Origin of the sequence: Cytobacillus oceanisediminis (assembly GCF_003182355.1) — a bacterium.
In the GTDB taxonomy this organism is placed as follows: domain Bacteria; phylum Bacillota; class Bacilli; order Bacillales; family Cytobacillaceae; genus Cytobacillus; species Cytobacillus oceanisediminis_A.
In genome coordinates, this window is sequence record NZ_QGTW01000001.1 from 854,708 (window position 1) to 877,458 (window position 22,751).

Here is a 22,751-nt window from a genome sequence, read left to right on the forward strand (position 1 = left end):
TATATAGCTTTTAGTATGTCAAACTTTTATTCGATTACTCCCGCCTCCAGTATTTTCACTTTGGCCTGAACGGTTATTTTGATTTCTGGATATAATTCTTTCCATTTTTTCTGATCCCATTTACGAGTCCGAGTACGCACTTCTTCCCCAATTCCAAGAGGATCAATTCCCTTTTCCTGGAATTCACGGATCATTTCTTCTGATTTTTTTTCAATCTCCTCCTTCAGTTCATTTTCTATCTTTTTGATTTTTTCTTTATTTACAGTACCATTGCTGTATTCACGGATAATCGCCTTTATATTAATGTTTATTTTTATCTCAGAGCTCGTCATAGGTTTTGGTATATCGTATTTTCTGACAGACTTTATGTTTTCAATAGAAGCTTTTCTTCCTTCTTTCGTCTTTATGGCATAGGCATCCTTCTGACCTTTAGGTTCTAATAGGAGTGTCAGAAAAAAGAATTTTTCCTGTTCTATTTGATCCACCAATTTGTCATCTTCAAACAAACCGATGGCTTTAATATTAAGCTTCCCTTCTTTTTGTTCAATTATAGGAAGCATAGGGTCAATCCCTTCAGCATATAATTTATACTTAAATATATGCAGGTTTGTTTTATGGATCAACCCTGTTTCAACATTTTGTTCAATTAAATTGGATAAAAATATACCATTATCTATATTTCCATACTGTTTACTTAACACTTCCTTTGGGTTCCCATCTAAGATAGCCAGGTAAACATTCGCACCAATCGAAGGATCTCGTGATAAAGTATCCATTAGCTCTATGATCCCTTTTTCTGCTGTTTCCCTGTCATATAATGCTACTTCCAATTTCCCGCTAACCATTGGTTTATCTGATTGTAAACTTTGCTTATCCCGATTTTCTTTATTTAAGATAGCAGTAGTAGTTAACGTTTCATTTTTTACAGACCCATCAGGCTGATAATTGGGAAAAACAGCTGTTAACTCTATCGTATCGTCATCTACATACTTGTAGGCAGCCCCCGTTACTAATTGAACATCGTCCAAAATATGCTGGTCGATATTCATACATCCTGTCAGAAATACAGGCAGCAGAATAATTTGTACCATCTTTTTAAGCTTTTTCAATGTTCCCCCTCCTTATCCTTGATATAAGGAAAGACACAAGAGTTAGAAAAGGAAGATACACAAAGACTAAATATAATCCTAATAAAGACATATATTTATTTAACTTCTCGATATTTTCTCTACCTTCAATCGCTACCGTTGAACCAAGTATAATGAGCAAAATGACCACAATGATCCACACTACTTTTTTAGGGTTAATATTAAAGATTGTTTCTACCCCTTTGGTCGCAGCCCATACAGATATACAAATATTAGGAAGGATGATTAAAACCCAGGATGTTATTCCTATATACTCAAACCTTTCTACAAATGGGAGTTCGACAATTTTCCACATGGATAATGTAGCCCAGGTGTGTCTGCTTATTTGATTCTCGCTAAAATAACCGATTGAAATGATGAGAATGAATAAATAGATGAATCCTGTCAGAAGATTCCCAAGGTGAGCCCACTTTTGTGATCTTTTGGGATGTTTTATATAAGGGTAATAAATAAGCAAAGTAGAAAATCCCAAATAGCTCAACATCATGTCTTTGGTAGATATGGTTATATCTTTGATAGAATGGTTCCATATAGGAAGTAAGTTTCGAAAGTGAGTATATTCAATGGGAAATAAAAATGTTAAAAATATATAAAAGGGAATAAGGACTCCCAAGAAGCTGATTCCCGTAACAATGCGAAATCCTCCTGTTACACAATAATAGACGAGAATAAGTAAGATGATGCTAAACATGATAATATTAATCAGCGGAAATAACCACACCTGAACAATTTCAATGTAGCTTCGAAGGACGACTATACCAATCATCAGCCAATATATGATCCAAATAAGACTTAAAAGTCCCCCAATCCACTTTCCAAACAAATCCCTATGTATTTGAATAAGATCTTTTTGATGCCTATTTAGCAGCAAGTACATAACCCAGATGATCATACTTACCGGGATTCCTGCACCAATGACCGCCATCCAGGCATCATTTCCCGCAGACTTCATGACTGTACGCTGGAATCCAAACACGCCCACTCCTAATTGGACAGAGTGAATTAAAAAGAACACAAGAAAAGGTGATATTTGAAACTCTTTCTCTTCCAATATAAACCAGGCTTCCTTTCTTAATTTCTTTTGGAATCATGTTTCTCTTTAGCTTTTTTTGGATTGAAACGCATGGTATCTTCCGTTTGTTCCTGAATTGGGCGCTTTGATTGCATTGAAAAGGGTAAACGAATAAGAGAATCCTTAAGATCTTGAATCCTTGGCGGATAAAAGGGCTCAAGAAACGGTCTGCCTAAAGAAGACAGCCTCAACAGATGAATCAGTAAGAAACAAAAACTTACCGCTACTCCTATTAAGCCAAGATAATGCGCCATCAGCAAAAAAGGGAAGCGGATTAAACGAATCGTATTACCCATTTGATAGACAGGTGTTGTAAAGGATGCCAACGCTGCTAACGCAACGATAATTAATAAAACATTGCTTGTTAATCCTGCTTCAACGGACGCTGTTCCAATAACAATACCGCCCACGATACCAATTGTCTGGCCAACCTTTGTTGGCAGCCTTGCTCCTGCCTCTCTTAACAATTCAATAGCTAACTCCAGAATAATGGCTTCCAAAATCGGCGGTAATGGAATGGCACTTCTTGATGTAACTAACGTACTAACTAAGTCCTTAGGAATTAATTCATAATGATACGTTAGGACGGCCACATATATAGGAGTAACCAAGATGGAAAATATTACAGCAAAAAAACGGACCAGACGGAAAAATGAGGCTACAGCCCAATTCAAATAATAGTCCTCAAAGGCATAAAAAAACTCAAAAATGGTCGTTGGACCGATCAATCCGTGCGGTGCACCATCAACTAAAATAGCAATTTTCCCTTCACCTAGCACTGATGCAACACGATCAGGTCTCTCTGTATCAATCAGCTGTGGAAAAGGAGAATTCTGATTGTCTTGAATTAATTGCGTGATATAAGAACTATCCATGATTTGATCAATATCTAAATCGGATAGCCGTTGAATGACAGTATTGACATTTTCTTTATTGGCAATCCCGTCAATATAAAGGACAGAAACCCTTGTCTTAGATAACTTGCCAATTATCAACTCTTTTACGGTAAACTCCGGCATCGGCAATCTCTTTCGAATCAGGTTAATATTTGTATCAAGTGCTTCCACAAAGGACTCTTTAGGTCCAACAACGCTAAACTCAACCTCAGGAAGCGAAACTTGACGTGTCCTTTCCACACCAGCTTTCACTAAACAAACTTGTTTTAAGTTATTTACATTAAAAATAAAAATATATCCTTTTAAAAGATTTTCCTGAATTGTTGCTGCATCGGCTGTAAGGATCACTTCTTCAATTGGAAGCACTGATGACAAAGAAGCAAATGACTCCCATTTTTTTAAATAAGGCAGTATATCTCGATGTAAAATTTCCGTATCGATTAAAGGCGTGTAGTAGCCTATGCATAGCGAAGTCTCATTCACGTGATATGTAAACTGGGTAAAATCATTGGATAATGCTAATTGCTTAAGCAAATCCGCTAGTGAATCATCTTCTTCTGTGTTTTTTGGGGTACCGATTTCACTTTCTTTATCCTTAAATAAGCTTCTTCTGTTTCTCCATTTTTTCATTCTGCATTCCCCATCTAAAATTAGAAATAATGAATGTTTACTTCTTACCATCCTTGCCAAGAAGGGGAAATGGTATTCTTCCTTTTCTAGATAGCGGGCATATTCCGTAAAAACGGAAAGTGCCTTTATGACGAGGAGCATCCTCTTGATCGGATGAATTTTTAATCCGAACTGCTGAACAAAATCTCTTATTTTGATATACGTATCCATCAAGCAATTATATAAAAAAGCATGAACAACATGGCAGTTACTTTTTTTGACTTGTTTTGTCGAATCAGTTTCTTTTGTGTTAAAAAATATGGATAATAGTGTTTGTGTTTATTTTATTAAAGAAAAAGCACTAAAGAAAGGTGAACAATGTTACAGGAAAATAAGCAAGCGAAAAGGGAAAAGCTTTTATTATTAATTGTCAGAAAAAGAAATGAAATGATTCGTTTAGCAAATTCAAATGGACTTTTAAGTAACGAAACAATCAGATGCAGTCAAGAGCTTGATTTGCTATTGAATAAATTTCAACTAAAAGAATAACCATTAGTGCCTGATCTAGACTGCAGGATAATACACAAACGGCACTTTTCCCTCTTGTTAAGTTAGATTGCCCCCTTTGTCAAAAATGGCATAAGGGCAGCTTAAACTGTTTATCTAAACCACAACAATTTTCTTATTTTTATTTCAGCAGTTCTCTATATTCCGCAGTTATTTGCTCGACCTTTTTAACCCCGATGTTCCTAATCCCCTCTGAAAAGCCATCGTCCAGAAAAAAATATCAAACTTGCAATTATTCTTTATAACCTTCATAAGATTTTTTCCCAATGAATACGTGCTGCTTTATATTCTTTCAATAAGCGTGGCAGTCTTTTATTTAAGTGAAGGGGATTAACAAGATCAAATCTAGTTCCGTTCTTAAGGAAAACCATATCTTGATCCTTAGAATTTACTCTGAATCCGTTTTTCTTAGTAATGCAGGGAAGTTATCCCCTGTCTCCCTATTTTCTTTCCAGCAAATTCCCCATTTTTAATGAAAGAACTGCGGCAGGATGGACTATTTTCCTTCAAAACAACGATAGTTGTATTTATCTCTTGTACTTTTTTTAATGTGGCGTATGATTCCTTTAAGTAAAGGTCCTTACATCTTCCTCTGAATTTGCAATTATTTTTGCTTTACCGCCCAAAACCTATTCTCCATCTCCAGATTAGTGTTAATCGATAAATTAACGACGATTTTCAGCTTCCATCTCCACATTTGGGAGTTATTCAAACTGATTATCGACCATAATAAGCAGCCATCTCCACATTTGGGAGTTAATCGAACCGATTAACGACCATTATTAGCTCCCCTCTCCAGCTTTGGGAGTTATTCGAACCGATTAACGACGTTTATCTGCTTCCCTCTCCAGATTTGGGAGTTAATCGAAGAGATTAATGACAATAAAATGCTTCCTCTCTTCAAGTTTAGGAGTTATTTAACTGATTAATGCTCAGATATCAAAATCAATAGATAAAAAATGAACATTTTTAAATACTTTTGCGACAAATATTTGTTTAATTTGTGAAATATATCACAAACATAAAGAAATCCATTATAATAAAAATGTAAATAGCGGTCGCATACTTGAAAGGAGCTATTACAATGGGCTTAATTCTTGGCATGTATATTGGATTGTTAGCAGGCGCTGTTTTGGGTGCAGTCATTTCATTTCCTTTAGGTTCAGCAGTGGGAATTTTTATAGAAAGAAGCTTTGAAAGTGGGTGGGCAATAGGCATTGAAATTATGCTGATTGCATTGTCTGCCTTTGTAATTTTTAAACTATTTAATGTCCGCATGAAAAATACTAAAAAAGCATTCTAATCATTTTGGTTATAACTAACAATACGCCCAGAATCAGGTTCTGAGCGTTTATTTTTTTCATATATAACTAAGTGAAGAAAATAGGTTATATCTCGTTTTGAACCAAGATTGATAAAAATGTGTTCTTTAATTTAGTTCCTGCAAACATCATATAAAACAGGTGTACTGATTACTAACACAACATTTAGCTGTACGCACAATCGCCTCGGATACGGAACCAATTAAGAAGCGTCCAACTGCATTTAGCCCTAGTAATCATATTGTTTAAATACGATTCAGAGGGTGCTTTTTCCTTGTCTCATTTTAGTGGGTCACTCTAAAGTGCAGCCGGATCTGAAGCGTCTGTAAGTTTAACAAGATACATTAACATCCAATATCTTCGATGTACTATAACAATATTAATATTCTGTTTAGTATTTACATAAAATTAACCAAATATTAGGAGGAGATAACTTAATAACAGCGAATTATTTTCCTTAAATCTTATCCGGAGGTAAATTTTATGATAAATGTATTATGGGGTTTTTTATTATGGATTTCAGCGACAGTGTTTTTCCGTTTATTCGGGCAAATGTTTCTAATCCCAGGGAATGTGCTTTTATTGCTAGCTACTTTTAGTCTGACAATACCTTTGATTACACTGGTAACATATCCTTACTATTATGCGAGGAGGATACCTATATCAAAACGTCTAATTTCATCAGTCCAAATTGCCCTTCCAGGGATGATTTTAGATATATTTAGTATTATTTACTTTAAAAAAGTGTTTCCAAACTTACATATTGATTCACTACCAATTTTGGCTTCTTGGTTACTGTGGGCGTATAGCTTGATATTAATTTCAGGCTTTCCAATAAAAATAAAATCCAATTAATGAAAGGTTTGCTCTATGTATTTGCTTCAACATTAGTCAGATAACGAAATAAAGAAAAATTGCTAGCCCTCTACTTGAACTAACTTGCCCTATCGGTACAATAAGAAAAGCCGCCTAAAAAAATGGCGGCTGGATCTTAAAGTAATGCACCTTTAGCTGAAGTACAATATTTCATAATCTAGATTTACTTAGAAGTTAAAGTTTATCCAAACTCATTTTAAATAATCGTACTTAATTAGGATATTTTTCATTAATAAGAAATATCTTTGTACCGTATTTTAATTTACCTATATGAATCATGAGTCGGATGAAACAAGTCTTCCTCTGCATTCCTGACCATTGAAAAATGTTCAACATTGTTATGTCCATGAAGAGTTTTATTATGATGTTTTATAATTTGTTCTGCACTTAAAATATCATTGTCCGTTGTTGAATGCCCATCCCCGACTATTGTGACATCCAAACCACTAATGGTGGCTGTTCTGACTGCACTATCTATACAGTGCTGTGTTGCACAGCCCATAATAACAACATGCTTGACTTCCTGGGATCTTAAATGATTTAGAAGCCCAGTACCATGGAAGGAATTCGTTGCAGTTTTATCGAAAATTTTAGCATCCTTTGGAACATTAATTTCGTTGTGAACTTGAAAACCTGTCCCTTTACCTTCAGCAACATCCAAATCTCTAACAAAGATAACTGGAACCTTGAATTTTCCTGCTTTTTCAATAACTAAATTGATATTCCTAATAAGTTGATCCTTATTAAAAACCGCACTTTCCTCCTGGTTCCCATCAATTAATTCTTGTTGAGCATCAATAATTAATAATGTTTGATTCATTTTTTCCCCTTTCAAATGTGGGGGAACGCTATATAGTTAATTATTTAGACGTAATCCCCTTAGTATTTTTCAAACCATTGTTTTTTTTGTCAGTCATAATATCTACCTCCTAAATTAATATTGTCTATAAATAGAAATTTCAATTTTCGGACAATTAAACTTTAACACAAATTCTTTTAAAATGACACTTTTAAATAAAGTTTTGTAGTCAAAAAATTTTTATCTAACCTAAAGGTGGACTCTTAAGAAGCAAACACAGGTTTTAAGGGGATTTTTGAATTAAATAATAGATATCCAAAGTTTTATTAATTACATGAATTTTTTGCATCTTAGCGTTTTTTTATCACCTGCTTAGTTCATCTTAGCCTCTCTAATTGCGAATTTGTAAAAAAGAACCTTCAATCCAGAGACAGATTAAAGGTTCTATATTTTACTTCCAATGATATTCTATTTATTTACTTAATTCCTTATTTTATCTCTAGTTTCTTCAATCTTTACCTTTTTAATCTCTTCTTCATAGAAATGCATGTCTATTAATGAAAAATGTTGTTTAATCTTATTCATTCAATACCTTTGTTTATTCATTAAGGATTAACTAAGGACCAGCTCTTTTTTGCTTAGACCAAGCGTTTCTGCTGTTGAAGTATGAATTTCGTGCAGAAGCTCTGGGTTTTCCATTAGTGAAACGCTATAAGAAGGAATCATATCTTTGATTTTGGTTTCCCACTCTTTCATATGTTGAGGGAAGCATTTTTGGATTACCTCTAGCATAACGTGAACCGCAGTAGAAGCACCTGGGGAAGCGCCCAGTAATGCTGCGATCGAACCATCAGCAGCAGTAATCACTTCCGTACCAAATTGAAGCGTTCCTTTACCGCCTGCCTCTGTATCTTTAATCACTTGCACACGTTGGCCCGCTTCCACTAAATCCCAATCCTCGCTTTTTGCGTCTGGGATAAACTCCCGTAACTCTTCCATGCGCTTTTCTTTCGATAACATAACTTGTTCGATCAGGTATTTTGTCAATGACATGTTTTTGGCACCTGCCGACAACATTGTTACGAGATTATCCGGTTTTACAGAAGTTACCAAATCAAACATGGAACCATTTTTTAAAAACTTTGGTGAGAAGCCGGCAAACGGTCCAAATAGCAGCGATTTTTTATTGTCGATAAATCTTGTGTCAAGATGCGGAACAGACATTGGCGGAGCCCCAACCTTAGCTTTGCCGTATACTTTTGCATGATGCTGCGCTACAACATCCGGATTATTACACACCATAAAGATTCCGCTTACCGGGAATCCTCCAATATGTTTTCCTTCAGGAATACCGGATTTTTGCAGTAAATGCAGGCTTCCTCCCCCGCCTCCGATAAAGACGAATTTTGACGTATGGCTCTCTACGCTACCGCTATCCAGATTTTTCACTTTCAATTCCCACGAGCCATCGCTTGAACGTTTAATATTATCCACACTATGTTTGTATTTGATATCGACATTTTTAGTTTTTAAGTGGTCAAACAACATGCGTGTTAAAGCACCAAAGTTGACATCCGTTCCAGAATCGATTTTTGTTGCAGCAATTGGTTCATCCCATCGACGGTCTTGCATAATAAGCGGAATCCATTCCATCAGTTGTCCCGGGTCATCGGAAAATTCCATTCCTTTGAATAGAGGATTGTTTGACATCGCTTCAAAACGTTTCTTTAAAAATGTTACATTCTCTTCCCCTTGTACCATACTCATATGAGGCAATGGCATGATAAAGTCATGTGGGTTATTTATCAGCTTCCTGTTTACAAGATAAGACCAAAACTGCATGGAAACCTGAAACTGTTCATTAATTTTTATAGCTTTACTAATATCTACAGATCCATCCGGCTGTTCGACCGTGTAGTTCAGCTCGCACAGTGCCGCATGCCCCGTCCCCGCATTATTCCATTCGTTAGAGCTTTCCTCTCCCGCGCTTGGAAGCTTCTCAAACACTGTAATTTCCCATTCCGGTACTAGTTCTTTCAAAAGTGTCCCTAAAGTCGCACTCATGATTCCGGCGCCAACTAAAATGACGTCTGTTTTAGTTTCTTTGTTGTTCATTTATACCAACCTTTTCCTCTAAAATTTGCAGAGAAAGTGTATGCGTTTACACCAAGCTAAGGCGCGACCTAGTCACACACCTTTTCTGTCTCAGATAGAACCATTTCAATTAGTTATATATTAATTACCTTCTATTATATGATAATTCTAAGTTATTTAAAAGCTGTTAAAGTGAGTAGTCTGTCTAGAAGGGCCCAGGAACACACATAAACCAAAGCCTTTAAAGATTATGTGTTATAAAAATTTCTTTTGCTATACTGTTAAATTATAGTTTCTGATGAAATAAATATAAACCGCTCTTCCCTGTCGATCCCGATATCTCAACAGAATCGATTATGGTGTATCTAAATATCTTACAAAATGCAGCTAAAGATCTTCGTTTTTATAATGAAAGCAGTAAAAATTCCATATTAGGAGAAGATTTATCCATACTCTTTTTTATGGGTTATTAAAAAAGCCAAACAGTGATGATCAATAAATCCGAAAGTTTGTTAACCCGGTAAAGTAAATACAATCCACTTGTCAAAATCTAAAACAAGAAAATATTTATTTACATAAAAAAACCGGCCTTTCTATATGAAATGGCCGGTTCAACTTGTGTCAATAAATATTTTAAGAAATCCTATTAACTCCGCATTAATTGATGCAGTAACTATCTTATTTATTTCTCTACTCCATTTAAATTGATTCATTTACTCCCTTTACGAATCCCCTCATCGAATTTAACTTGGAAGTTAGCTAGAAAAACTAATCTTTATTACCTGTTAAAAGTGAAAAATCAATGAGGAAATGAATTTCATGGCCTTCCTCCTAGAATTGTTAAAACTTTTGTGAATCATATTATTGTACGGTAATACTTAGTGTTACAGATCGGATTGTCAAGAATCTAATTGGCAGCTTTTTTCCATTCATTGTAAGAGAATGTGCGCAGTTTCCTTGGAATGAAACTGCGAATTTCTTCCTCGTTATAGCCAACCTGTAATCTTTTTTCATCCTGGATAATTGGCCGGCGCAGCATTTGCGGGTTTTCTATTATTAATTTATATAACTCTTGGAGCGGCAAAGACTCAATACTTACGTTTAACTCCTGAAAAGCTTTTGACTTAGTTGAGATTATCTCCTCTGTTCCATTTTCCGTCAGGCGAAGAATAGACTTTAGCTCTTCCACTGTAAGCGGGTCTGTTATTATGTTTCTTTCTATATAATCAATTTGATGTTCCTCCAGCCAGGTCCTTGCTTTTCGGCAGGATCCGCAACTAGATGTTAAATACAAGTTCACCATACTGCTTACACTCCTTAAAATTTTTTCTTTTACGCATATGAAAACAAACTACAGAATTTTCATCCTAACAACTTAAAATGTAATAAAAAATATTACAGTTAGGATATAAAAATATTATATTTAAGTCAGTTAAAAAATGTTATTAATCAAGAAGCTGAATTTATACTGTAATATTAATATTTACAGTTCCTTAAGTCAATATTTTTTTTATAATTGAGGGTGTCAGTTCATTAAATATTCAAGGTGAAGAAAGCTCATTAAAATATTTATTGTAAAACAGACACTTTTCTTTTACAGATAACCACTGTTTGTTTAATAAGGCCCTGAGTATTCAGTATCAAGTTCAATCTCTTTGACTGCCTTATCGTAATAAACTTTATATGCCTTAGCGTTGGGTCTTGAGCTTACTATTTTACTTACCACTTCTTCTATATAATGAACAGCAACTCCATCATCTGCTGCTAATCCAGGCTTTATTATATTAGAAGCCAAAAGTTCATGATAAGAAGGTCTTCTATCCGTTTCACCATCGTAATGAGGGCAATTACTGCCCTTTAAAAAACCTAAGCACTTTAATGGTTCGAGTTTATCGCCATAGGAATCTGTAACCCCTTCTTCAAACCAGCAAATGGAACCTGCACTAATGCCTGCTAAAACTATTCCTTGTTCCCATGCCTATCTCATGATCTTATCTAATCCCCATTCTTTCCATAAAGCTAATAAATTCTTTGTATTTCCACCACCAACATAAATGATATCTTTTTCTAATAAAAATCCCTCTATATCTCTTGTAGGCGGTTTAAATAATGATAGATGTGAAGGCTGGCATTATGTTTTTCAAAAAAGTCATAAAACCATTTTATACATATATCTGAATCTCCAGTTGCAGTTGGAACATAACAGATTTTGGGGTTTGGTTTACGTGACTGATCTAGATATACAGATCTAATAAGGGATTCTCTGGCTTCATAGAGCCCCCCACCTCCAAGAGCAATTATTTGCCGCATATCCCCAATTCCTTTCCAATATAGGATTGATCATTATATATTCTACTTAAGTTATGTTGGTTCCTTTTAATATGAAAGTCACATTGTTAATTTACGCAGTAAGGTCAATAAAAAAGGTATCAAAATCATTGCGATTTGATACCTTTTTTTTAATGTGATATTTTGTGTTGGATTCTAAAACCGAGCCAATTACTGTGCTTCTAAAAGCCTTGTAACCTGTTCCTTATTTGGCAATGCAGAAATGGCTCCTTTTCCTGTCGCAGTTAAAGCACCGCTTGCATTCGCAAATTGAAGGATTTCCCTATGCTGCTCGCCCAGAACATTTATTAAACTGTCCGGAGTCGCTTTGGCTTCAAGCAGTTTAAACAAAAACCCGCCGATAAAGGCATCACCAGCACCTGTAGTGTCCTGGACATCTACCTTGTATCCTGATGATTCCCATTTACTGTTCTTGATGTAAAGATCAGCCCCAGCAGCACCTTTTGTGTAAACGACAGCCTGCACATCGCCAGTAAATAAGGAGGTGATTGCCTCCTCTACCCCGCCGATTCCCGTAATGAATTCCAGTTCTTCATCTGATACCTTAACGATATGTGCATGTGGCAGGAATTCAAGAATGGCAGCCCTGCAATCGGCAGGATTATCCCATAGCGGGAGTCTGACATTGGGGTCAAAGCTGATAAAGCCGCCCTTTCCCTTCATTAATTCAACTGCTCTTTTATGCGCCTGCTTCATCGGGCTTTCCACAAGGTCAACAGAGCAGAAGTGAAGGATATCGCCTTCTCCAAACCAGTCCGGATGAATCTCTGCCTCTTCAAAAAGCAGATCTGAAGATGGTTTACGGTAAAAAGAGAAATCCCTCTCCCCATTTTCTTTTAGTGAAACAAAGGCAAGCCCTGTATTTGCTTCTTTTGTGCGAAGGATTTTATCTGTTTCCACGCCAGCACTTTGAAGCTGCTCGATTAAAAAATCGCCGAATGCATCCTTACCAAGCTTGGTAATCATAGATGCTTCGTGTCCATACATTGCAACAGCTGCCGCAACATTTGCCGGTGCCCCTCCTGGAGCCCTTTCAAACGTCACAACATCCTTTAATGCCGCCCCCTTTTGCTGAGGGATAAAATCAATTAATACTTCACCGATTGAGTATAGTTTTGCCATCTTCTCACCCTTAACGTGTAATTCCTTTGTTTAGCTCATTCTTTGTATAACGGCAGCTTACTTTTCCATCGCTAAAAATTTTGATTCCATTGGAATCTTTCTTGGGGAATACTCTTGCTGTGAACACCACTTCGCCATCATTAATAAAAATCTCGGCAATACTATGATCGACAAACACTTGCACCTTAACATTGTCTTCCATCTTTAGCTCGGAACTTCTCACGAAACCATATTCCCCGCCAAAAGCTGAATCGAATTTTTCCCGGTTCAAACTTACTGTTTGCTTAACACGGTCAAACTCAAGCAAAAGCCCTTCTGTTTCAGAATGAAACAATTCAATGCCAAACTTGTTGGCTTCCACTGTGTCAATAACAAACTCAAGTTCATGCTGTCCGATCCCTTGATCAATGACCTTGTTCCCTCCTGCCATTGCAACAATGTTAGTTTGTGAGTTTCCCCGAAGCTGCTTTAACGCGTCTGCCGGCCTTTGAAAAAGCTTGCCCCCTACAATATCAAGCTCCCTCGGGATCGATAAACAATGCGCCCAATCTTCCTTATCACTCGGGTAATCGATTTCACCCATACCAGCCCAGGCAATTAATAGGCGCTCATTGTTTTTTCCTGCAAAGGTTTGCGGGGCATAGAAGTCAAAGCCCTTTTCCAGCTCCTGATAATGTTCAGCTTCAAACTTTAAAGCATCGGTATCCAGCCTTCCCATTACATAGATGACATTATAAAGATTATGGTAATCATGCCCCTCCGCATTTAATCCTTGTGGCGAGAAGACCATCACATCTTTGCCATTCAGTTCAAAGTAATCCGGGCACTCCAGCATATAGACGGATTCTGTAAAATCAATCTGTATATCCAGTTCGCCTTTGAATGACCAATCGATTGCATTCTCTGATTCGTAAACAATAATGGCTCCCGTTAAATCCGTTCGCTGCGCACCCAAAAGCATATAATAGCGGCCATTCTTTTCAAATACCTTTGGATCCCTTACATGTCCGGTGTATCCCTCTGGTACACCTTCAATAACCGGGTTGTTTTCATATTTTTGAATGTTCCCATCTTTATCCATGATGGCCAGGCACTGATTCGCAGATCTTTCCTCTGCACTGAATTTAATATTTCCTGTGTAATACAAGTATAGCTTTCCATCGACTTCAAGAGAAGCACCCGAGTAGGCGCCATGGGATTCATAATCCTCAACCGGGACAAGTGCAACCGGTAGCCGTTGCCAATTGACAAGATCCGCTGATTTCACATGGGCCCAGTGCTTCATCCCATGCATCGCACTGAACGGATACCACTGATAAAAGACATGGAACTCCCCGTTAAAATAGGCAAGTCCGTTTGGATCATTAATCAGTCCATACTGAGGATGAATATGAAAAGCCGGTTTCCAGTCGGAATGTGCCGATTTTTCTCTAAGTTCTTCTAACTCATTTTCCTTCGCTTCAAATATCGTTCTATATTTAGCTTCTGTATATCTCGCCATAGTATGGATCCTCTCCCGCAAAATAGAGATGAGAGGAATTTCTCCCCCATTCTATTAATCTAAGTTTGGTTTTTTCACTTTAAAGTAAGCCGCTGTTAAAATCATTCCGACAGCAAGCGCCAACACATTTGCAATGACATAATGAATATGCCCGCTGCCCTGTGCCGCAACAATCGCAAGTCCAGGGATGGCAGTTGCGCCAAATCCAAGCGCTTTGATGCCAGTAAGGTAAACATATGCTCCCCCAATGGCACCCCCGATGCATCCCATGATGAGCGGGAACCTATATTTCACGTTAACACCAAACAGTGCTGGTTCAGAAATTCCGAACAAAGTAGAACCAAAAGCTGAAATACCAATTTGTTTTGCTTTATCATTTTTCCATAATGCCAGAGTGTAACCTAGTACGGAACCACCCTGTCCCATCAAGGCAACAGACATAAGCGGCATGATAAAGTTGAAGCCAGTATCCGCAATTAACTGGGCCTCTACTGCTCCAATAACATGGTGAAGACCTGTAATAACGATCACCTGCTGGATACCGGCAAACAGCATGAAACCCGCAAAGCCAAGATTTTCAACTGACCACATTAGTCCAGCGGTAATGCCACCTGCCAGTAGACGGCCAAAAGGACCAATTGCTGAAAACAACAGGAACCCTGAAACGACAATCGTTAAAAATGGTGCAAGGAAAAGCTTGATGATATCCGGAACTTTTCTGCTGAAAAACTGGTCAAGCTTCGCTACTACTAGACCCATCATTAACGCGATGATAATACCGCCCTGGAAGGCAACAAGTGAAACTTTCAAGCCAAACAAGCTAATCACTTCAGGTTCTACCGTTCCATTTCCAACCAAATAAGCGTTTGCAAGATCGGGGTGAAGCATGATCGCACCCAGTACTAAACCGAGAACCGGGTTGCCACCGAAACGTTTGGTAGCTGAATACACAACTAACAATGGAAGGATCGTAAAAATACCCGTAGACATGATGGAAATAAAGCAGTTAAAGCCTGCGATGGCAGGATACATTTCTGCAACAGACTGCGAACCGAATATTCCCTCCTGACTGAGAAGACCAGTCACACCCATTAAAAGAGCCGCAGCCAGAAGCCCTGGAATAATTTCAACAAACACATCGGAAAGCGCTTTGATTCCTCTTTGAAATGCATTTTGCTTCTGGGCAGATTGCTGTTTTACATCGCCAAGAGACATTCCGGAAATTCCTGCTTCCTCAGTAAATACTGCATAAACGTCGTTAACCGTTCCCGCTCCAAAAATAACTTGCAGCTGGTCACCGGCTACAAACGAGCCTTTTACATAATCAAGCTGGCCAATAGCCTTTGTGTCAGCAAGTGAATTGTCTTTAAGTACTAATCGCAGCCTTGTCGCACAATGGGCTGCCCCCTGCAGATTTTCTTTACCGCCTATTAATCTTATTAACTCTTTGACTGCAGGCTGGTATTTGAACTTTACATTTGAATTAGCCATCTCTCTAATTCCTCCCCTTAGCTATTTCGGAACCGGTTCCATTTTTGATTAAAAAAATAATTATTTGGTCCCTATTCTAATTTGCTCTGTTGGATTGGAACCGGTTCCTAAAAGTGTTCAAAAAAATAAACGCTCGCTCCCGCCAAGTTATGTTTCTCAGACGGGAACCGGTTTCATAAATTCATTCTAATACAGCTTTAAATTTTCCACAACATTTTTTTGAAAACGCTATCAGCTTTTTAAACATTTAACGCTCTCTCCTTCGACAAAATTAAATCCTGATACCTGCAGCTCCGGGACTTCATCGCCTTCCGTCATTCTGATAATGGTCTCAGCAGCCATCACACCTGTAGCTTCATTCTTGAACCTTATTGTCGTAAGAGCAGGATGGATGACTTCCGAAATATTGTATCCTCCAAAGCCGGTAAGTGAAAAATCATCAGGGACTTTTTTGCCAAATTTCGAAATAGTCTTCATGGCACCAAACGCAATCGTATCGGTCGCACAAATAATCGCTGTCGGACAAAAGTTTTCAAGCATATCTTTCGTAACCCTCGCTGCATCATTCAAATCAAACTCGGATATATATGTTTTTATTTCGGTCACGCCTGCTGCTGCCAGTCCATCCAGAATACCTTGTTTACGGCGCTGCCCAACCGCAATATCACTCTCTGTTACGCCAATATAAGCGACAGACAGATGCCCTTTGCCCGCGATGTATTGGCCCATTTTATAACCGGCTTGGTAATCATCATTGACGATGCAGTTGCACTGATCCACTTCCTGGGCAACAATCAGAACAGGAATCTGAATCGAATTAATGGTTTCAATATGCTTTTCAGTAACACCAGTTGCAATCAGAATAATGCCATCTACCTTTTGCCGTGACAGACTGATCAAGCTTTCAATTTCGCGATCAACATGTTTGCTTGTACTAATGATCAGCGTGGTATAATCCCGTTTCCTCAACTCTTCATCAATCGCCATCAGCACCGTCGAAGTCACATACGAATCCAGGGTAGGCGCAATCACTCCAATAAAATTCGTCTTCTTCGCTTTCAAGCTCTGGGCAAAAGAATTTGGCTCATAATTCGTTTCCGCGATCACCTTGCGGATCTTCGCTTTCGTCTTTTCACTCACATTGCCGCCATTCAAGTACCTCGAAACCGTACTTTTCGCGACACCCGCAAGCTCCGCAATATCTTTAATCGTTATATTCATACCTCGTTCACCTATCATTTTGGAATGATTTCATTATATATGATTGGCAGGATTGATAAAAGAAGGCAGAAACCGACAGATCCCGGCCAAACTTTAGCACAGTTGACGGCATCTTTCGTTAGTTGATGATAAGGTGACGATATACAAAGCACTCTTCTTCCAGCATTCAGGACTAAAAGCAATTAAAATAAGCCCCATTTTAGATATACACTATGATTTACTAAGTTTAAAACACAATAATGATAATAATATCAGATAATCCTATTTGCAGATTCCGTTCTTGGCCTCAGTATTATAGTCTTATACTCCCCTCAACTCCCCCTATTTTCATATGCCTTCCTCAAGAATTTCTTTTATTTTTCTTAAGTCTTTGTTGTTTGCCTTTTCCATCATCAAAGACATAACCCGTCTATAAACTTTTTAGAATTCAGTTGGAACACCTTTGTTTGGTAAGTCATCCTGGTATGATTCTCATCAATTGTTTTCCAAGTATAGATGGTTTCCATCGGAAAGGGCCTATTTATTCAGTTTATTTAATAATCGTTCTTTAAATATTCGCTCCCTAAACTCTTGTGTATTTTCATGGAAGACTTTATAATCTAAAATAATAAAATCATATTGGATTACTTGGAATTGAAAGCCTGAATTATCTCTCTTTAAAAAAACCATCATTTAAACAACCATGAAAAGAGGTTTTTTATTTGTTAACTTACATTGCAATTGGTGTTGCCCTTTTCTTTGCCATGAACATAGGTGCAAGCGGCACGGCAGCCTCAATGGGCGCTCCTTATGGTGCGGGAGCAATTAAAAACAAACGGTTAGCATTGCTGTTAGTAGCAGTTTCAGCTTTTTTGGGCGCTTTTTTAGGTGGGGGGGAAGTAGTTAAAACAATCGGAGAAGGATTAGTCCCGACTGATTTACTGGATGCCCAAATTGTAGTCATTATTTTATTAGGAGCAACATTAACTCTTTTCATTGCAAACATTATTGGAATTCCTTTATCCACCAGTGAAGTAACAGTAGGATCAATCATAGGGGTAGGAGCTGCTTTTCAGGCTATATACACCGATACTTTATTTGTGATTATTGCTTTCTGGATCATCATACCAGTTGGTTCATTTCTGATTACATACGGGTTAGGCTACCTGATCAAGTATTCAGAGAACCGCTGGACTGGCCTTACAGGAAATGGTCCATGGACAAAATGGCTCTCCCTATTACTTATTATTGGCGGCTGTTTGGAGGCTTTTTCTGCCGGTATGAATAATGTTGCCAATGCTATTGGCCCTCTTGTAGGTGCCAACATGATTTCAGCTGGAAATGGCCTTTTGATCGGTGCCCTATTTGTTTCCTTAGGAGCCTTGCTTTTAGGAAGCAGGGTATTAGAAACAAATGGAAAAAAGATAACCAAACTTTCATTATTGGAGGGAAGTGCTGTTTCATTCACTGGCGGAACATTAGTAATTATTGCATCTGTCTTTGGACTTCCGATTCCGCTTACTCAGGTAACAACCTGTGGGATTCTTGGCGTTGGAGCTGCCAAGGACGGATTAGCCATCATGCAAAAAAGTGTGATTAAGCGGATTGCATTGGTATGGGTGATCTCCCCCTTAGCTTCCCTTATTGTTTCTTATCTATTAATCAACTTATTTAGCAGATTTGATATCTATAACGTCCTAATAGTGAGTAGTGCGATCATTGTAGCGGTTGGGAGCATTGTCTTATCCAGAATTGAGAGAAATGAGAAAAGAAGCTACTATGATGCAGGCGGGGGAATTTAAGACAATTTAAAATAATATGTTAGAATAGGCTGCGGAACTTGAAATGAACAAAATAAAAAGCAAAAAAGGAAGAAGCCACACCCAAATATTGATCACCGGCAGGATTTTGTTTCCTGCCTTTAACTCAATCTAAAGAAGTGTTTCTCTTCCAGTGGTTAAACTTCATAACAGCTATTTATACAGTGATTGAACACGTCCTTGAACCGTAAGAGAAAGGTCATTTTTTCCATTGGGTAACTTTTAGAATGCGCTTTTCTCCGTTGACTTCTTGCCCGGTGCAAACCAACCGATTAGGGCAATACCAACCAATACTCCATAGAAAACCAATGTCCAAGCTGTACTATGGGGAAAATGATGATCTAAGATACCAATATCCTCGTGTGCAAGTGTAATTACAGCAAGTTTGACACCAACCCAGGCAACAATTGCATATGCTGTTGTTTCCAAAGCTGGACGTTTATCAAGGAGCTGCACAAACCAGGTTGCCGCATATTTAATCAAGATAAGACCAGCAATCCCTCCAAGTACAATCACGATAAACTGTCCTCCATCCATGCCTCCAAAGTCTTCAAGTGGTGAATCTGGAAGACCAAGGGCAAGAGCAACAGCTGCGAGAATGGAATCAATGGCAAAAGCGAGATCTGCTAAAGCAATTTTCCCTACTGTAGGCCAGAATCCTTTCCCAGCGGATTCCTCTTCAACTTCCTTTTGGATATTCTCATTTTCTTTTCCAAACCGGGCTTGAATGACATGCTTTAAGCCCAGGTAAAGAAGATAAGCTGCTCCTATCGCCTGTATCTGCCAAACGTTTGCGATAAAAGAAATTGCAAATAGCGCAGCAAATCGGAAAGCGAACGCCATGATAATTCCGTAAGTTATAGCTCTTTTTTTCTGATCTTCGGGTAAATGCTTGGCTATTACAGCAAGAACAAGGGCATTGTCAGCCGATAACAAACCTTCTAGTCCTATTAAGATTAACAGTGCCCAAGCATACTCCAGCCAAAGTGACTCCATACACCTCTCTCCTTTCTAAAAAACTTTAAAGGTTCTCTAACAATAGAGTTGCCAATTATGTTACAAGAAATCCTTGATAATATCGCTTAAATTATTTTTATAGCTCCTTTCATCTGCATTTTTTCTTATCACTATTAACTTCTTTGGTTCAACAAACTTTAAAATAACAAGTACTTAAATTTTTGTACTGAGCTGCTTTCACCGGTAATTTCCATTGCCTATATCAATACCTTTTCCGGGTTGATAATAAACTTTTTATAATTTTGGAACCTGTTAACAATTTTTTTAGTGACCTTTCGTTTAGGAAAAAGAAAAAAAGGCTACCTCAGTAGCCCTCAGCAAAACCGACATTATAATTTTTCCCCATTTTCTGCAATTACATCTTTATACCAGAAGAACGACTTCTTCTTTTTCCGTTCCATTGTTCCACTGCCGTCATCATGTTTATCAACATAAATATAACCATAACGTTTTGAGAACTCGCCCGTTGACATACTTACCATATCAATACAGCCCCAGCTTGTATAGCCCATTAAATCAACACCATCTTCAATGGCTTCACCCATTGCCTTAATATGTTCACGAAGATAGTCAATTCGATAATCATCATGAATCGATCCATCTTCTTCTACTTTATCATAAGCTCCCAGCCCATTTTCTACAACAAATAGCGGTTTCCGGTAACGGTCATATAATTTGTTTAAGCTAATGCGCAGGCCTTCAGGATCGATTTCCCATCCCCAGTCGCTCGTTTCGAGGAACGGATTTCTTACGCCGCCAATGATATTGCCTTCTGCCCCTTCTGCACCTGTCTCTACTTTCTTCTCAGTGCGGGACATGTAATAACTGAAGCCAATATAATCAACTGTGTTTTCCTTTATTAATGCCAAATCGCCTTCTTGAATTTCCAATTCAATATCATGTTCTTTGAAGTATCTATTTATGAAAGCTGGATACTCCCCACGGACTTGAACATCTGCACAATAATAGTTGAAAAGCTGTTCTTCCTGAAGGGCAAACATAACATTTTCAGGATTACTATCAAAGGAATAGACAGGTGCAAAAAGAATCATGCAGCCAATTTTCGAATCAGGGATGATCTCATGGCATGCTTTAACCGCGATGGAGCTTGCAACAAATTGATGATGGTATGCCTGAAAGGTTGGCTGGTATTTGTCCTCTTCTTTTTGATATGAAAAGCCAAGCCCTTGAATCGGCATCACCAAGCCGCTATTGATCTCATTAAAAGTCATCCAGTACTTTACTTTATCCCTATAACGATTGAAGATAGCTTTTACATATCTCTCGAAAAACGTGACAACTTGGCGGTTTCTCCATCCGCCATATTCTTTTACTAAATGCAGAGGCATTTCATAATGGGAGATGGTTACAACTGGTTCAATTCCTTGCTTATGCAATTCATCAAACACACGATCGTAGAAAGCCAGACCTTCTTCATTTGCCTCCAACTCATTGCCATTCGGGAAAATACGCGTCCAGGCAATCGACATACGGAACGCCTTGAACCCCATTTCCGCAAACAATGCAATATCTTCTTTATATCGATGATAAAAGTCAATCGCTTCATGATTTGGATAGTAATGTTCATCATGATTGATTTCAAAATCAAAACCTGGATTCATTAAAATGTTATACCGTTCTTTTCCGCCTGGAAGAACATCTGCTATATTAAGCCCTTTATTGCCTTCATTGAATCCGCCTTCTATTTGATTGGCTGCCGTCGCCCCACCCCATAAAAAACCTTGGGGGAATTGATTTTTTTTCATCTTATTACCTCCAAATATTATTCCATCATTAATATTTGTATTTAGTGTTATTTTTAAATCTCTTTTCTCTTATAAAATATGGGAAAAGACTATAATAGAATGTTAACTGCATTTAGCAGGATAGTAAATGAACGCAGATCATCCAGTTTTTAATAACGGAAAAAGGGATTTGTTACATTCGTGTAACGCCTTGTTTCTCACTGAACCGTTGTGTTAAAATGCGGATATTCATTTTTTACTGAAGGGGAAACTAGATCAATGTTTACAAACGACATAATCGCATCTTTTAATGAATTAGAAACTTCTTTATACAACTATATTTCTCAAAACAGTGAAAAAGTCCCTTATATGCGAATTCGTGAACTTGCAGATGAAACCCATGTATCAACAGCTACCATTTTACGTTTTTGCAGGAAGCTGAACTGTGAAGGTTTTTCCGAGTTTAAAGTAAAGCTTAAATTGTATTTACAAGAGAATAAAAAGACGATCATTAAAAGTTCCCACCAATCAATAGTCGAGTTTTTTGAGCGAACTCTTAAAGGTAATTTAGAGGAAAAAATTAGGGAGGCTGCAAATCTCGTTATTAAAGCAGATAACGTTATTTTTATTGGGATCGGCAGCTCTGGTATACTTGCTGAATACGGAGCAAGATATTTTTCTAGCTTAGGTAAATTCTCACTGTATATTAAAGATCCTCACTTTCCGATCCACTCTAAACTCAGGAATAATAGCGTTACCATTGCTTTATCTGTCTCCGGAGAAACTAATTTTACAGTCACTCATCTAAACCAGCTTAAACAAGAAGGCAGTAAAATCGTTAGTATTACTAATAGTAAACTCTCAACCATTGCCAAAATATCTGATGTAAACATCGCCTATTATGTAACCGAGGAATTTTTTGAAGAATCCAATGTAACTACACAAGTACCTGTTGTTTACATTTTAGAATCAATAGCACGGGAAATCCATAAGCTTAATGAATAGGAAGGAAATTCATCAAAAAGAAAGGCTGTTTTCGCAAACTTTGTTGCTTTTTTAACAAGTAGTGAGGAGAGGTTGATTTCCGCTCCTCCCGCTGGAGTCTTGCACCTTATGCTCCAAT

General features: G+C 37.7%; 17 protein-coding genes and 2 pseudogenes. 5 read left to right on the forward strand and 14 right to left on the reverse strand.

The features are described 5' to 3' along the window. Positions 1 to 26: 26 nt before the first annotated feature. Genes DFO73_RS04110 through DFO73_RS04120 form a run of 3 tightly spaced genes read right to left on the reverse strand, consistent with a single transcriptional unit; the run spans position 27 to position 3,746 of the window. Positions 27 to 1,109 (reverse strand): Ger(x)C family spore germination protein, encoded by a 1,083-nt coding sequence (locus DFO73_RS04110; RefSeq protein ID WP_110063468.1) that lies wholly within the window; start codon positions 1,107 to 1,109, stop codon positions 27 to 29. Further along, positions 1,096 to 2,199, reverse strand: coding sequence for a GerAB/ArcD/ProY family transporter (locus DFO73_RS04115; RefSeq protein ID WP_110063469.1), 1,104 nt, complete (start codon positions 2,197 to 2,199; stop codon positions 1,096 to 1,098). Before DFO73_RS04115 ends, DFO73_RS04110 begins: the two co-directional genes overlap by 14 nt. Before the next feature lie 20 nt (positions 2,200 to 2,219). Beyond that, on the reverse strand, positions 2,220 to 3,746 hold the full coding sequence (locus tag DFO73_RS04120) for a spore germination protein (protein WP_110063563.1): 1,527 nt from the start codon (positions 3,744 to 3,746) through the stop codon (positions 2,220 to 2,222). A gap of 357 nt (positions 3,747 to 4,103) precedes the next feature. Here DFO73_RS04120 and DFO73_RS04125 point away from each other — a divergent pair, with 357 nt between their 5' ends. Together DFO73_RS04125 and DFO73_RS04135 are read left to right on the forward strand one after the other, a co-directional pair. Next, positions 4,104 to 4,274 (forward strand): aspartyl-phosphate phosphatase Spo0E family protein, encoded by a 171-nt coding sequence (locus DFO73_RS04125; protein WP_110063470.1) that lies wholly within the window; start codon positions 4,104 to 4,106, stop codon positions 4,272 to 4,274. 1,102 nt (positions 4,275 to 5,376) lie between these two features. Continuing rightward, the gene (locus tag DFO73_RS04135) at positions 5,377 to 5,595 is read left to right on the forward strand and encodes a hypothetical protein (protein WP_110063472.1); all 219 of its coding nucleotides are present in this window, start codon (positions 5,377 to 5,379) and stop codon (positions 5,593 to 5,595) included. A gap of 131 nt (positions 5,596 to 5,726) precedes the next feature. Here DFO73_RS04135 and DFO73_RS29755 read toward each other — a convergent pair. Beyond that, a pseudogene (locus tag DFO73_RS29755) lies at positions 5,727 to 5,844 on the reverse strand (universal stress protein); the annotation flags it as partial. Positions 5,845 to 6,097: 253 nt separating this feature from the next. Between DFO73_RS29755 and DFO73_RS04145 the strand changes: the two are divergent. Then, on the forward strand, positions 6,098 to 6,469 hold the full coding sequence (locus DFO73_RS04145) for a DUF5367 family protein (protein WP_110063473.1): 372 nt from the start codon (positions 6,098 to 6,100) through the stop codon (positions 6,467 to 6,469). Between the two features lie 283 nt (positions 6,470 to 6,752). On the opposite strand, the gene DFO73_RS04150 is transcribed toward DFO73_RS04145, so the two are convergent. The 8 genes and pseudogenes from DFO73_RS04150 to DFO73_RS04185 all read right to left on the reverse strand — a co-directional run bounded on the left by DFO73_RS04150 (position 6,753) and on the right by DFO73_RS04185 (position 17,067). After that, positions 6,753 to 7,310, reverse strand: a complete 558-nt coding sequence (locus DFO73_RS04150) for an isochorismatase family protein (RefSeq protein WP_110063474.1) — start codon at positions 7,308 to 7,310, stop codon at positions 6,753 to 6,755. A 591-nt stretch (positions 7,311 to 7,901) separates the two neighbouring features. After that, a complete protein-coding gene (locus tag DFO73_RS04155; protein WP_110063475.1) occupies positions 7,902 to 9,404 on the reverse strand; it encodes a malate:quinone oxidoreductase in 1,503 nt (500 codons plus the stop codon). Positions 9,405 to 10,290: 886 nt separating this feature from the next. Next, entirely contained in the window at positions 10,291 to 10,686 is a 396-nt protein-coding gene (gene spxA, locus DFO73_RS04160) for a transcriptional regulator SpxA (protein ID WP_110063476.1), read from the reverse strand. A 312-nt stretch (positions 10,687 to 10,998) separates the two neighbouring features. Continuing rightward, positions 10,999 to 11,636: pseudogene (locus DFO73_RS04165) on the reverse strand (Type 1 glutamine amidotransferase-like domain-containing protein). A gap of 246 nt (positions 11,637 to 11,882) precedes the next feature. Next, positions 11,883 to 12,854, reverse strand: a complete 972-nt coding sequence (locus tag DFO73_RS04170; protein WP_110063477.1) for a carbohydrate kinase family protein — start codon at positions 12,852 to 12,854, stop codon at positions 11,883 to 11,885. 10 nt (positions 12,855 to 12,864) lie between these two features. Continuing rightward, positions 12,865 to 14,355, reverse strand: coding sequence for a glycoside hydrolase family 32 protein (locus DFO73_RS04175; protein WP_110063478.1), 1,491 nt, complete (start codon positions 14,353 to 14,355; stop codon positions 12,865 to 12,867). A gap of 54 nt (positions 14,356 to 14,409) precedes the next feature. Next, positions 14,410 to 15,846 (reverse strand): PTS transporter subunit EIIC, encoded by a 1,437-nt coding sequence (locus tag DFO73_RS04180; RefSeq protein ID WP_110063479.1) that lies wholly within the window; start codon positions 15,844 to 15,846, stop codon positions 14,410 to 14,412. Positions 15,847 to 16,077: 231 nt separating this feature from the next. Continuing rightward, on the reverse strand, positions 16,078 to 17,067 hold the full coding sequence (locus DFO73_RS04185; protein ID WP_110063480.1) for a LacI family DNA-binding transcriptional regulator: 990 nt from the start codon (positions 17,065 to 17,067) through the stop codon (positions 16,078 to 16,080). A gap of 701 nt (positions 17,068 to 17,768) precedes the next feature. Between DFO73_RS04185 and DFO73_RS04190 the strand changes: the two genes are divergently transcribed. Further along, on the forward strand, positions 17,769 to 18,848 hold the full coding sequence (locus DFO73_RS04190) for an inorganic phosphate transporter (RefSeq protein ID WP_309043005.1): 1,080 nt from the start codon (positions 17,769 to 17,771) through the stop codon (positions 18,846 to 18,848). 240 nt (positions 18,849 to 19,088) lie between these two features. Here DFO73_RS04190 and DFO73_RS04195 read toward each other — a convergent pair whose 3' ends face one another. Continuing rightward, a complete protein-coding gene (locus DFO73_RS04195) occupies positions 19,089 to 19,862 on the reverse strand; it encodes a TerC family protein (protein WP_110063481.1) in 774 nt (257 codons plus the stop codon). 350 nt (positions 19,863 to 20,212) lie between these two features. Further along, complete coding sequence (locus DFO73_RS04200) at positions 20,213 to 21,649, reverse strand: glycoside hydrolase family 1 protein (RefSeq protein WP_110063482.1); 1,437 nt, start codon at positions 21,647 to 21,649, stop codon at positions 20,213 to 20,215. A 258-nt stretch (positions 21,650 to 21,907) separates the two neighbouring features. Here DFO73_RS04200 and DFO73_RS04205 point away from each other — a divergent pair, with 258 nt between their 5' ends. Beyond that, positions 21,908 to 22,633 (forward strand): MurR/RpiR family transcriptional regulator, encoded by a 726-nt coding sequence (locus DFO73_RS04205; RefSeq protein ID WP_110063483.1) that lies wholly within the window; start codon positions 21,908 to 21,910, stop codon positions 22,631 to 22,633. The last annotated feature ends 118 nt before the right edge of the window (positions 22,634 to 22,751 follow it).